Source organism: Psychrobacter alimentarius (genome assembly GCF_001606025.1).
Classification (GTDB): domain Bacteria; phylum Pseudomonadota; class Gammaproteobacteria; order Pseudomonadales; family Moraxellaceae; genus Psychrobacter; species Psychrobacter alimentarius.
In genome coordinates this window covers 2,924,267-2,938,260 of the sequence record NZ_CP014945.1, presented here as the reverse complement: position 1 = coordinate 2,938,260, position 13,994 = coordinate 2,924,267, and the positions used below count along the sequence as shown (strand labels likewise).

9 protein-coding genes are annotated in these 13,994 nt (G+C 44.9%); all 9 read left to right on the top strand.

Translation table 11 applies throughout. The features are described 5' to 3' along the window. Nucleotides 1-46 precede the first annotated feature (46 nt). The 9 genes from pilM (at nt 47) to gltB (ending at nt 13,883) form a co-directional block, all read left to right on the top strand. Nucleotides 47-1,102: a type IV pilus assembly protein PilM gene (gene pilM, locus A3K91_RS12135; protein WP_062845501.1), complete on the top strand. Its 1,056-nt coding sequence runs from the start codon at nt 47-49 to the stop codon at nt 1,100-1,102. Further along, nucleotides 1,102-1,773, top strand: a complete 672-nt coding sequence (locus A3K91_RS12130) for a PilN domain-containing protein (protein WP_062845500.1) — start codon at nt 1,102-1,104, stop codon at nt 1,771-1,773. Before pilM ends, A3K91_RS12130 begins: the two co-directional genes overlap by 1 nt. Beyond that, nucleotides 1,770-2,507: a type IV pilus inner membrane component PilO gene (locus A3K91_RS12125; protein ID WP_062845499.1), complete on the top strand. Its 738-nt coding sequence runs from the start codon at nt 1,770-1,772 to the stop codon at nt 2,505-2,507. The genes A3K91_RS12130 and A3K91_RS12125 overlap by 4 nt, the downstream gene beginning before the upstream one ends. Next, nucleotides 2,507-3,040, top strand: coding sequence for a pilus assembly protein PilP (locus A3K91_RS12120; protein ID WP_062845498.1), 534 nt, complete (start codon nt 2,507-2,509; stop codon nt 3,038-3,040). Before A3K91_RS12125 ends, A3K91_RS12120 begins: the two co-directional genes overlap by 1 nt. A 28-nt stretch (nt 3,041-3,068) precedes the next feature. After that, nucleotides 3,069-5,429 (top strand): type IV pilus secretin PilQ, encoded by a 2,361-nt coding sequence (pilQ, locus tag A3K91_RS12115; protein ID WP_062845497.1) that lies wholly within the window; start codon nt 3,069-3,071, stop codon nt 5,427-5,429. A 154-nt stretch (nt 5,430-5,583) separates the two neighbouring features. Further along, nucleotides 5,584-6,144: a shikimate kinase AroK gene (aroK, locus tag A3K91_RS12110; RefSeq protein WP_062845496.1), complete on the top strand. Its 561-nt coding sequence runs from the start codon at nt 5,584-5,586 to the stop codon at nt 6,142-6,144. A gap of 65 nt (nt 6,145-6,209) precedes the next feature. Continuing rightward, a complete protein-coding gene (gene aroB, locus A3K91_RS12105) occupies nt 6,210-7,313 on the top strand; it encodes a 3-dehydroquinate synthase (protein WP_062845495.1) in 1,104 nt (367 codons plus the stop codon). A 130-nt stretch (nt 7,314-7,443) separates the two neighbouring features. Next, the gene (locus A3K91_RS12100; protein WP_062845494.1) at nt 7,444-8,535 is read left to right on the top strand and encodes a hypothetical protein; all 1,092 of its coding nucleotides are present in this window, start codon (nt 7,444-7,446) and stop codon (nt 8,533-8,535) included. 884 nt (nt 8,536-9,419) lie between these two features. Next, complete coding sequence (gene gltB / locus A3K91_RS12095; protein ID WP_062845493.1) at nt 9,420-13,883, top strand: glutamate synthase large subunit; 4,464 nt, start codon at nt 9,420-9,422, stop codon at nt 13,881-13,883. The last annotated feature ends 111 nt before the right edge of the window (nt 13,884-13,994 follow it).

The window sequence follows — 13,994 nt, the reverse complement described above, 5'->3', positions numbered from 1 at the left end:
TACAAATAACTATCAAAGTGTACACTTAATATAAGGTATAGAGTTTGTGAGGCTATTTACTTCCAAAAGTCGACATTTGATTGGCGTGGATATTTGTGCCACCTCAGTGAAGTTAGTTGACATACAGCGTCAACAGGGTGCTTTTCACTTAAAGTCTTATGGTATTGAGAGACTGCCGGAAGGTGTGGTCGTTGATAAACTTTTAGTAGATACAGAAGCGGTTGGTCATATTATTGCTACTGTCGCTAGGCGTTGTCAAGTTGGGGGTAGCAATGCTGCAACCGCCGTATCAGGCTCGGCTGTGATTACCAAGATTATTGATATGGATCTCGCGCTAAGCGATGTAGAGCGCGAAGCTCAAATACGTCTGGATGCCGATCAGTATGTTCCTTATCCATTGGAAGACGTCAATTTGGATTTCGAAGTTTTGGGTCCTTCTTTGATAAGCGATGACATGGTGCAAGTATTGCTTGCTGCATCTCGTTCAGAAAACGTCGACCAACGCGTTGATGCCCTAACTTTTGGCGGTATGCAAACCAAGGTGATGGACATCGAGTCTCATGCAATTGAGCGTGCTTTTGGATTAATGGCCGATAGTTTAACAAATTTTCCAGAGTTAGTAGCACTGGTAGATATTGGGCACAATCAAACGACCTTATATATCGCCAAAAATGGTGAGTTTATCTATAGTCGCGAACAGCTATTTGGTGGTGTTCAACTGACAGAAGCTATACAGAATCGTTATGGTCTGTCGGCTGAGGAAGCGGCGTTTAGTAAGCGTGAGCGTACTTTGCCTGATGACTACTATATCGAAGTATTGACACCTTTCATTGAAAATACCATTCAACAAATCACCCGTTCATTACAATTTTATTTCTCTTCAAGTCAATACAGTAGTATCGATCATATAGTGCTTGCTGGCGGCAGTAGCGCTATAGCAGGTCTTGCAGGTATGGCTCAACAGAGACTTGGTGTGCCTGTTAGTGTGGCCAATCCATTTACCAATATGACCATTGCACCACATATTGACAATGAGCAATTGGCCATTGATGCACCAAGTTTAATGGCCGCTTGCGGTCTTGCGTTAAGGAGCTTTGACTGATGGCTCGTATTAACCTTTTACCGTGGCGACAAGAAGAGCGCGAACGTCGCAATAAAGAGTTTATAACTCTGGTGGTTGCCATCACTTTATTGACTCTACTGGCTGCCTTTGCCACGTGGAGTTATTTTAATAATGAACTAGATGAACAGCTGGATGCCAATGCGCTGGTTGAGCAAGAAAACGCTCGCCTGGATGCGGTGTTGACTGAAATCGATGGTCTGGAGCAACGCCGAGAAGATATCATCTCACGTATGCAGGTCATTCAGGATTTACAAGGTCGACGTCCTGTGCCTGTCCGTTTGTGGGATGATCTTGCTAGAGCCGTACCGCCTGCGCTCTATTTGACCAACCTAAAACGTGAAGGCGATGTTCTGACTTTGACTGGTCTTGCTGATAATCCAAATATCGTATCAAGCTTGATTCGCAATCTTGATAATAGTAAATGGATGGGCAATTCAGCAGTCAGCAATATTCAGCAAAATATTAGTGCTTATGAAACACCGCCAGCTCTTAACGCTCCTGTGACCACTGGCGATGGCGAGCAGCCACGCCCTGTTTATCCTGAAGACAGTTATGTTCAGTTTGTGGTAACAACGAAAGTACAGTCAGAGTCGGCGGTGCCAGCTGAGGCTGATGCCAATACTAATGCTGGGCTTGGAGGTGCGTCATGAAGCTTGTCCGCAAAAAAAGCCTAGTCAAAACAAAAAAATCAGATCTGAAACCTAAGAAGCAGTTCGATTTACAAGAGTTCCGTCGAAGTTTTGAGTCGTTAGATTCAGAAAACTATGGTAGCTGGCCAACGCCAGTAAAAGTGACGGTCATCGGACTTATTATCGCTTTTATTGCCGCAATGGCATGGGCGTTACCGATTAGTAGTAAGATCGACGAGATCACGGCGGCTGAAAGTCAACAACAAACCTTGCGTGAAAGCTACCGTGAAAAAGAATCACGCGCGCGTCACCTGAAAGCCTATCAAGCCCAAGTGGTCCAAATGGAAACAGAGTTCAATACCTTACTGGATCAGCTACCCAAGGATACTCGTGTGTCAGAGCTTGTAGAAGGCATAAACATGACGGGCGTAGGTAGTAACATCCGTTTTCAAGATATTTCAGTAGAACCTGAAATTGAAAATGAATTCTTTATTGAGCAACCTATTCGCATTGCCGCTTTGGGTGAGTACCACCAATTTGGTAGCTTTATCAGTGGTCTTGCCGCTTTGCCACGAATCATCACCATGCACGATTTTGAGGTCAGCAACCCTCAACCGTCACTGGATGTGCTACCGGAGCTGACTTTGGTATTACAAACCAAGACGTACCGCTCAAAAGAGGCTGCTCCTGAGGGTGAAGAAACTGCTCCGGCAGGTGACGCTGCTGCCGCCCTTGATACTGCTGGAGGCAATTAATGACTATTCAAAAACTGCCCACGCTACTGGCTTTGAGCATTGCTGCTTTATCAATCACAGGATGTACAGATCGTATTGGTATGGCAGAACAAGCAATGGCCGATATACGTAATCAACCTGCACAGCCTATTGAGCCACCACCTAAGGCTGAATTGGTAGAAGACTTTGTTTATAGTGCCAGTGCACAGCGTAGCCCATTTCTGCCGCCGAGCTTGGTCAATGTAGACGGTCCTACCACTTCTATCGATGGCGTGCGCCCTGATATTACAAGGGTAAAACAACCTCTTGAACAGTATGAGCTATCACAACTGATCTTTCGCGGTGTGGTGATTTCACCTGAAGGTCAGCAATATGCGTTGATACAACGCCCTGATGGCTCAGTTGCCAGCGTAAAAGTAGGTGATTATCTTGGATTAAATGACGGCCGTATTGTTGAAATCACGCCGACTCAGATTAACTTGATTGAAATTGTGCCAGACAGCCGCGCTGGGTTTGTTGAAAAACCCCAGTCGCTGGTTTCCCCCATAAGCTAAGTCGGCAGATTTTTTGAGGAATACATACATGACAGTACGCAATAACAAGGTAATGATGATGAGCAACCGCGTGTCTTCTGCTTTTGCCATTTCAGCATTGGCAATTAGTATGGTAGCAGTGAGTAACAGTGCCCATGCTGCACAGCGTATTAATAACATCTCTGTGGTACAAACCGCGCCAGCAGTAACACAAATGCGCTTGGGTTTCGCAGGCGCTCCCGTATTACCTGCTGCTTACCAGCTTGATGATCCGAGTCGTTTGGTACTAGATTTTGAACAAGTACAAAACGGCTTGGTAAGCCGTTTTAATGAATACAATATTGGGATGGTCAATGAGGTTACTACTTTAAGTAGTGATAGCACCACGCGTCTTATCGTCGGTCTTAAACAGTCAGGCAATTATACGACAGAGATTGAAGGTAATGATCTATTACTAACCATCACAGATCCTGCTCGCCCCGCTATGACTAACGACCCAGTTCAAGACGTACTTAACAACAGTAATGGAATGACCACCACTGCAGTTGTTACGCCAATTGTCGAGACTAGCGTTGCCCCTGTTGCTGTGCGTACAACCAGCGCGACGGCAGTAAAAAATGAGGTACCAGCGGATACAATGGTAGTACGAGTTAATCCATTATTAAATCCACAACTTGCTTCTGCACAGGTCAGTAAACAATACAGTTATGATGGTCTGAGCGCAGTCAATTTTTCGGCAGGTAACGATGGCGGCGGTGATGTTAGCATGGTACTTGCTAACGAAGCCATTCCGGTTGATGTGCAACGTCAAGGCAATAAATTGGTCGTACGCTTAACTGGCAGCACTGTACCTAGAAATCTACTACGTCGTTTGAATGTTAATAGCGGTCTTGTGAGTAGCATTGATACACAAAATCAAGGTCAAAATGGTGTTATCACTATTAACATGGCGGACGATTATGAATATCAAGCTTATCAATCAGGTAATCAGTTAAATATTAGCATCAGTAAGCCTGAATTGCTACGTGAGCCAACGCTTGAAGAAAGAGTGTATAGCGGTGAGCCGCTGTCTATGGAATTCCAAGACGTCGAAATTCGCAGTGTTTTAGATATTTTAGCACAGTTCACAGAAATGAATATTGTAGCGAATGATTCGGTCACTGGTAATATTACTTTACGACTGATTAATGTGCCGTGGGATCAGGCACTTGATATTATCCTAAAAAGTAAAAATCTAGGCAAACGCGAAAATGGCAATGTTATTTTGGTGGCACCTGCTACTGAACTTGCTGAGCAAGAAGCGCGTGAACTTGAGGCGCAGCAAGCGGTTGAATCTTTTGCCCCACTGCGTACTGAATATATTCGTCTGAGCTATGCCAAAGCACAAGATGTATTGACCCTGATTTCTCAAGGGAGTGGATCGACGGGTGGCGCCAGTAGTAGCGGTATTGCAAACCGTGCCAATGACAACAATACATTGTTGTCCGATCGCGGAACAGTAACAGTTGACGAGCGTACCAATACGTTGATTATTAAAGATGTCGCGAATAGTATTGAGAATATCCGTACATTGATTGGGAAGATTGACATTCCCGTGCGTCAAGTCATGATTGAAGCGAGAATTGTGAGTGCCACTGACAGCTTTAGTAAAGAAATTGGTGTACGTTGGGGTATTTTATCCAATGGCGCTGCCAATAATCGCAGCTTATTGGTGGGCGGTAGCAACCAAACACTAGCGGATCTTAAAGACTTTGACATTGAAACAACGACAATCAACGGTCAAACGGTTTCTTATCCTTCTTACGATATTACCCGTCCTGATAATCTAAATGTTGATTTAGGAGTGGCTAATCCAGCGGGTAGCATTGCCTTTGGCTTACTTAGCCTGTCTGATGTCATGCTTGATCTTGAATTATCAGCATTGCAAGCGGATAACCGTGGTGAGGTCATTTCTACTCCGAAAGTTTTGACGGCTGACAAGCAAACAGCGAAAGTGTCTTCTGGTACTCAGATTCCTTATCAAGAAGCATCAGCAAGCGGTGCTACAACGACCAGCTTTAGAGAGGCGGCATTAAGTCTAGAGGCCACACCAAATATTACGCCAGATGGTAAGATTGGTTTGCAATTGCTTATTACCAACGGCACACCAATTAGGTCTCTTGATGGTCAAGTTGCTATTGCTGAAGATTCTATTTCAACCAATGTGACTATAGAAGACGGTCAAACCGTCGTGTTGGGTGGTGTCTTTAGAAACCGTACCAATAATGAGGTGAGTAAAGTACCTTTCTTAGGAGATTTGCCATACATTGGTCGTGCGTTCCGCAAGGACGTGCGCAACAACGATAAACAGGAGCTGTTGATATTTATCACACCAAAACTCATCAATGACGGGGTCAGCCGTTTGAATTAAACGGCTACTGATAGATTTTTACTTAAAAGAAGCAAGCACTGATGCTTGCTTTTTTTACGCATGACTTTTGAGCAGTACGCACAATAATCATGGCTGCTTACTAGCCAGAATATCAATGACGTTGTATCATACCTAATTTAGCTGAGTGAGTATTATGGTGGAGGAATTACCGTCGGTGTTTTTAGTAGGACCGATGGGAGCAGGGAAGACCACGATCGGTAAATTGCTTGCCAAGCAATTAGGGCGCTCTTTTGTAGACAGTGATTGGTATATTGAGTCTCAGACAGGGGCTGATATTGCTTGGATCTTTGCTAAAGAAGGCGAAGCTGGATTTCGGGAGCGTGAAACACGAGCCATTGATGAGTTGACTCAAAAAAACCAAATTGTCTTAGCGACTGGCGGCGGCGCAGTCATGTGTGCTGAAAACCGCGAGTTTCTAAGCCAACGTGGCATCGTGGTCTATTTGAATGCACCTGTTGACGTGCAAATGGCACGTACTGCCAAAGACAAAACAAGACCATTATTACAGCAGCCCAATCCTAGAAAAATCTTGCAAGAACTGTACAATAAACGCGATCCATTATATCGCCAAGTTGCCCATATCATTATGCCGACCGGTCATACTTATCCACGTCATATGGTGAACCAGCTCTTACAGCAGCTGGGCGCATTTATTCCTTCTACTTCTAAAGAGCCAGAACCAAAAGAAGAGTAAGCTTGATGGTAGAGCCATCCGAAGTCTTCTGCTTTTACTTTATTTAATACATCAGGGAGTATTCAATGTTATTGTTTCAGGATGGCTTAACTGTTCATACGCAAAGCCATGATTATCCCATTGTCATCACTGAAAAAACAGTGACAGAGAACAACAGTATGGCGAAGCAAGTCGCCCCTTATATTGGTGGCCGCCAAGTACTGATTGTCACAAATGATACGGTAGCGCCTTTATATTTAAAAGCATTAGAGGAAGAGCTGGCAGGACAGTTTACAGTCAAGGTATGCGTGCTGCCAGATGGTGAGCAGTATAAGAATCAGGACAGTATCAACCAAATTTACGATGCACTGATGGCTGAGCATTTTAATCGTGATGTCACACTTATTGCGCTTGGCGGCGGGGTAGTCGGTGATATGACGGGTTTTGCCGCGGCAAGTTTTATGCGCGGTGTGAATTTTATTCAGATTCCAACGACGCTATTGTCACAAGTCGATTCAAGCGTCGGTGGTAAGACAGGTATCAATCATGCCCAAGGCAAAAATATGATTGGTGCCTTTTGGCAGCCGCAGATGGTACTTGCTGACATGAGTACGCTTAAAACGTTGCCTACGCGTGAGCTGTCTGCAGGACTTGCTGAAGTGATTAAATATGCACTTATCATGGATGAGCGGTTTTTGACATGGCTTGAAGACAACCTACCTGCCATGATGGCACTAGATCTGGCTGTACTTGGTGAGGCAGTAAAACGCTGCTGTCAGTATAAGGCCGATATCGTGGCGCAGGACGAAAGAGAGTCAGGCGTACGCGCATTGTTGAACTTTGGACATACCTTTGGACATGTGATTGAAACCCATCAAGGCTACGGCAATTGGCTCCATGGTGAAGCAGTTGCAGCTGGCATGGTACAAGCAGCTGAACTATCACAGAAAATCGGCTGGTTAACCACTGAGGAAGTTGCTCGTATCAAGCGCCTTTTAACACTTGCCAATCTGCCTGTCACACCGCCACCTATTGATGTCAAAACAGCTTTGAATTTAATGGGTCATGATAAAAAAGTGAAACACGGACAAATCCGCCTTATTTTGTTAAAATCGTTAGGCAAGGCTGTCTTAACCAATGATTTTGATACCAACCTTTTGACTAACGTTTTGTCGCAACATAGCGAATGATCTATTAAGCGATTAACGAGCATAAATGTTCATTGCGCGTCCCCATTCAACATATATTGGTCGGCCATAACATCAGTTGGACACGCATTTACTTCATGCGGTTACCTATATTTTTACCAAGGATACTCTCATGGCTGCTTTCAGATCGACGCCTCGTACCGCTAGCCAATCATATCGTCGTCAAGCCTTGATATGGCTAGTCGTAACCTTACTACTGGGGGTGGTCACAGCATTAATTTGGATGTTGAGTCAGACGCCAGCGATGGGTGCTAAAATCGAAAATGCCCCGATATCAACACCGCAAACCCTAAGTACTGAGCTTAAACAGCCATTGAAGATTGAATCATTACATGAGCTGGACACAGATGTACAGCCTATCAGTTTTGATACGACGGTTCGGGATTTGCGTAACTATCCTAAAGAGTTTAAAGACAAACGTTATCTGCTGGCAAATAAGGGCAAGTGGACAGTGCAGGTCATGAATGTGGCTGAAAATGACGTGATTGTCAGTTATTTAGAAGGCCGTGACGACCGCGATAAATTTGCTTACTTCCGTTATCTCGATGATGAGAAGCAAGTACGCTATATGCTGACCTATGGCATTATGAGCAGTCCGCAAGAAGCGATTGGTGCAGCAAAACTCATCGACTTTAAACTGCCTAATAATGTGCGTGTATTACCAGAAGAGATCAACCGTTATGTTGGTATCATCGATAACTATGAGCGTCCTGATCCTGTCAAAGACTTAAGCACCAAGCGCACACGTTCTGTGAACCTAAAGCCTACCAAACGCGAAGTACCTGTGCGTCAGCAAACGCAAGAGGCTAGCGATGCGGATAACGATCAAAATACAGGAAGCAACAACGGTCAGGGCAATCAATCATCAACCAGTTATGGTGACGAAAGCATTCGTCAATCAGCCGATACTTCTGAGACGTTATCCGTTACAGAAGAGCGCATCGTTGGTTTTGAAGATCGCGCCACATCAGCACCGTCTAAAAGCGAAGAGGGCGCAACCAAGCCTTCGACCCAAGACAATAAAAAGCCGTCAGCATCTGAGACAGATAACGGTGCTGCTAAAAAACCGCCAGTCGTACCAACGCCTAAGCAGCCAACTACCAACGGTAACGCAAATTCAAACAGCACCAGCAGGAACGCCAATGCTGCTCCTAAGACTAACCCTGATAGTATGAAAGCGCTGATTGAAGATAAGAATAATTAGTATGTGATAATTGTTATTTAGTCATAATGAGAAGTACGAAGAACCCACTAGTAGACATACTGAGTGGGTTTTTTGTGGGGATTATTATTTAATCATTGCTGAGGTTGTCTTATTAAACCTGCGAATATGTAAGAATTACTCTATTTGAGGCCGAGAAATATTACTTTGATTTAGTGTCAGATTAGTATTTTCTTTTGTCTCATAACCAATAGGAATACGTAGTCTTACAAAATATGGCTAATGAATTGATAGAAAAGACTAGATTTTTTCCAAATCATTAACTAATATAACTGTGGGCGACGTTCTGTATAGTTATCGTAAAAACTGTATATTTAACAATTATTTAGTAAGCTTTCTGGCATTTATAGAGCATTTTACTAAGACTTGTTGTCTCAAGCGTGACTACTTGCTGTTTAAATTAAAACGCTCACAAGTAGTCCAACCTCTCTTATGGTCGCTCTGATTAGAGTGACTAAAGCGCTTGAATACAGAGCGTCAGATATTCAAAACCAATCGAATGCACTGTCATTCAAAGCCTTGCTTATCAGTTCTAAGCGCTAGGCATGATACAGTGACAAGCGTTACTCAAGATGCGATAGTACATCATTGATGAATGAATAACGGATATACAGGGTCGTATTTCCTCCCATTGTAAAGGGTTACTGCTGACTACCTGTTAATATGCCAATTATCTGTCAAAACATCATCTAATGACTGGAAAGGGCAAGTTTTAATTTTCCTCTCCAGATATGATGTGTATGTGCATCACGCCATTTATTAATGTTGATATACGAATATTAATTATCAGCCCGTTCTGCCTACGGGTGTCAGCTTATGTGCCGCATTGGATATATACGCTACCCGTTTACTTAAAAGGACCAGCTATGTCAATGATTTCCTCGCAAACCCACCTGGCCACGCCAGATGACTTTTCTGATAATTGCGGTTTTGGTTTGATTGCTCACATTGAGGGTGAAGCCAGCCATAATTTGGTAAAAACTGCTATTCATAGCTTGAGCTGTATGACCCACCGCGGCGGTGTTGCTGCTGACGGTAGAACGGGCGACGGTTGTGGCCTATTACTGGCGATGCCAACCAAGTTTTTTAAAAATATTGCCGCCGAGCAGCAATTGACCATTACGGATAATTTTGCCGTGGGCATGGTGTTCGTAAATACGGACGAGACAAAAGCCAAGCATAGCCAGCAAATGCTAAACGATGAGCTTGTGGCACAAGGACTAGACGTCGCTGGTTGGCGTGATGTACCGCTTGATTTGAGTATCGTCGGCGAGATTGGTCGTGAGACGCTACCAGATTTTAAGCAAGTATTTGTCAATGCTCCCGATGATTTGGCGGCAGATGATTTCAACCGTAAGCTGTTTGTTGCGCGTAAAAAGGCAGAGCAGCGTCTGACTGATGATGAGTTGTTTTATGTTTGCTCATTGAGTTGTCAGACGATTATTTATAAAGGTCTGGTGATGCCATCAGACTTGCCAGCCTTCTTTTTAGATTTACAAGATGAGCGTTTGGCCTCACACATTGTGGTCTTTCATCAGCGTTTTTCAACCAATACACTACCGCGCTGGCCGCTTGCTCAGCCATTCCGCTATCTTGCTCACAATGGCGAGCTAAATACCATTACAGGTAACCGTAATTGGTCTGAGGCGCGCACACCAAAGCTAAAATCTAAAAAATTGCCTGAGTTGAATCAACTAACTCCTCTAGTAAATAGCACAGGCTCAGACTCCTCAAGCTTAGACAACATGCTTGAAGTACTGATGTCAGGTGGCATGAATCTATTCCACGCGATGTCAATCCTAGTACCACCAGCGTGGCAGAATGTCGATAGCATGGATATGGACTTACGCGCGTTTTATGAGTTTTACTCGCAGCACATGGAAGCATGGGATGGCCCAGCAGGTTTGGTCATTCAAGACGGGCGTTATGCTGTTTGTATGCTAGATCGCAACGGTCTACGTCCATCGCGCTGGGTGACGACCAAAAATGGTTATATTACGGTCGCCTCCGAGGTTGGTGTTTGGGATTATTCACCGCAAGATGTATTGGCAAAAGGCCGAGTTGGCCCAGGTCAAATGCTGGTCATTGATACGTTGACAGGTCAAATTTTAGATACTAAAGCCATTGCAACTCTACTCAAAAAGGCACATCCATATCGCAAATGGCTACGTGAAGAGGCAACACGTATTCGTGATGATGAACGTTTAGAAGAAACCTTGGCAGCGCAGTCTTGCCGCGGTGATAAGCTAAAAGCCTTACAAAAAATGTATCACATCACCAATGAAGAGCGCACAGAAATCATTCGTCCCAATGCCGAAAATGGTCAAGAGCCAGTGGGGTCGATGGGTGATGATACGCCGATGGCGGTACTGTCGCAGCAAATCCGCCATGTCGGCGACTTTTTCCGTCAGCAGTTTGCCCAGGTAACCAATCCACCGATTGATCCATTACGTGAATCTATCGTAATGTCATTACAAACTTGCCTAGGCGCAGAAACCAATGTGTTTGCGCCCTCAGCAAGAGACGCACATCGTATTATTTTATCGTCGCCAGTATTGTCAGCCAGTAAAATGCAGCAGCTTGAAACGTTGAATGATCCAGCGTTCAAGACCGCTCGCATTGACTTGAACTATGATCGCACCCTGAGCTTGTCTGATGCCATTAAGAGTATTTGTGAGCAGGTTGAGAGCAGTATCCGTGCTGGTAATACGTTAGTCGTACTGTCTGATAAAGCCATTGACGCAGACAAAGTACCTGCCAACGCGATTATGGTGACTGGCGCTGTGCATCACTATCTGATTGCCCGCGGTATTCGTACCGATGCCAACCTGATTGTTGAGACAGGTCTTGCACGTGACTCGCATCAAGTGGCGGTATTGATTGGCTTTGGTGCGACCTGTATTTATCCATACTTAGCCTACGATGTCATTGATGATTTGGTCGCAACGGGTGAGCTGCTCGGCGATCCGATTCAAGCGCGAGTGAATTTCCGTAAAGGCTTGGATAAGGGGTTATTAAAAATCTTATCAAAAATGGGTATCTCTACCATTGTGTCTTATCGCGGTGCGCAGCTGTTTGAAGCGGTCGGACTGTCTGAAGAAGTCGTAAACTTGTGCTTTAAAGGGGTGCAAAGTCGTATCAAAGGCGCAACTTTTGAAGATTTGGCAGCCGATCAAGCGCAATTGGCAGCAAATGCCTTTAAACGTCGTGCGCCACTTGATCAAGGCGGTTTGCTCAAGTTTGTCTTTAACAAAGAGTATCATGCCTTTAATCCAGACGTGATCAACAGCTTACACACGGCTGTACGCACAGGCGATTATGAAAATTATCGTCAGTATGCCAATCTGGTCAATAGCCGCCCAGTCGCGACGTTGCGTGATCTATTGCAGCTAAAGACTGACAACAGTATTGATATTAATGATGTTGAAGATATCTCTGAGATTTTGACGCGCTTTGATTCAGCGGGCATGTCATTGGGCGCATTATCTCCTGAAGCGCATGAAGCCATTGCTATGGCGATGAACACTATTGGTGGACGCTCAAACTCTGGTGAAGGCGGGGAAGACCCAGCCCGTTATGGTACGTTGCGCAACTCTAAAATCAAGCAAGTTGCTTCGGGTCGTTTTGGGGTTACACCAGCATACCTGCGCTCAGCAGAAGTGATGCAAATCAAAGTCGCTCAAGGCGCAAAACCAGGTGAAGGTGGTCAGCTACCTGGTGGTAAGGTCAATGCGTTGATTGCGCGCTTGCGTTACTCTGTACCGGGTGTGACACTGATTTCACCACCGCCGCATCACGATATTTATTCTATCGAAGATTTGGCACAGCTGATTTTTGATTTAAAACAAGTCAATCCTGATGCTTTGGTATCGGTAAAACTGGTCTCACGCCCTGGGGTTGGTACCATCGCAACAGGGGTGGCAAAAGCCTACGCCGATTTAATCACCATCTCAGGTTATGATGGCGGTACAGCGGCGTCTCCACTGTCTTCTATTCATCATGCAGGCTCACCGTGGGAGTTAGGGCTTGCTGAGACTCATCAGTCGTTACGCGTCAATGGACTGCGTGATAAAGTCCGTGTACAAACGGATGGTGGCTTAAAGACGGGTCTTGATGTGGTAAAAGCAGCCATTCTTGGAGCGGAAAGTTTCGGTTTCGGTACCACACCGATGATTGCGGTTGGTTGTAAATACCTACGTATCTGTCATCTTAACAACTGTCCGACAGGCGTTGCCACACAAAAAGCCATGTTGCGCGATGATCATTTCATTGGCGAGGCTGAGATGTTAATCAACTTCTTCAAGTTCGTCGCAACTGAGACACGTGAGTGGCTTGCAGCGCTTGGCGTTAGTAGTATGGAAGCGTTGGTTGGACGTACAGATTTGCTTGAAGTATTAGAAGGAAATACTGATAAGCAACGTCATCTTGACTTAACACCATTGCTGTTTAGTCATCCAGCAGCAGAGGGTAAAGCACAAACGTGTCAAGTGACGCGAAATGAGCCGTTTGATAAAGGTTTACTTGCTGAGCAGATGATTAGTGATATGTTATTAAGTATTCGTCAAGGAACAGGCGGCGAATATAGCTATTATGTTGGTAACTGTGACCGATCTATCGGCGCCCGTATTTCTGGCGAGATTGCCCAACTATGGGGCAACCTTGGTATGAGCGATATGCCAATCAAGTTGCATCTGACAGGCACGGCAGGACAAAGTTTGGGTGTATGGAATGCTGGCGGTTTAAATATTGAGCTTGAAGGCGATGCCAACGATTATGTCGGTAAGGGCATGGCAGGTGGCGAGATTGTCATTTATCCACCGAAAGACTCAAGCTTTAATGCACAAGACACAGCAATCATTGGCAACACCTGTTTGTATGGTGCCACTGGTGGTAAATTGTATGCAGCGGGTACAGCAGGTGAGCGTTTTGCGGTTCGTAACTCAGGTACACATGCGGTTATTGAAGGCACTGGTGATCACTGCTGTGAATATATGACAGGCGGCATCGTTACCATACTGGGGCGCACTGGTCTTAACTTCGGCGCAGGCATGACAGGCGGTTTCGCCTATGTGCTCGACATGGATGGCGACTTCTTTGATCGCTGCAACCATGAGCTGATTGATTTGAACCGTATCTCAAGCGAGCAAACGGAAGAACATCGTATTTATTTGCAACGAGTGATCAGCACGCATGTAGACAAAACTGGCAGTGCATGGGGTCAGACAATACTGGCTGATTTTGAACATTACGTTCGTAAATTTTACTTAGTGAAGCCAAAAGCGGCGAACATTGCGAGCCTTCTTAAAACCACCATGGCTGATCCTCAATAAGGGATCTGTTATGACTTTTATTGGTCATTTGGCAATAGGTTTTAGAAATATTTTAACTCACAGGTTTTAAGCAGGTAAGTGACAGCAGCTGCCCATGGGCCTTAAATGGTC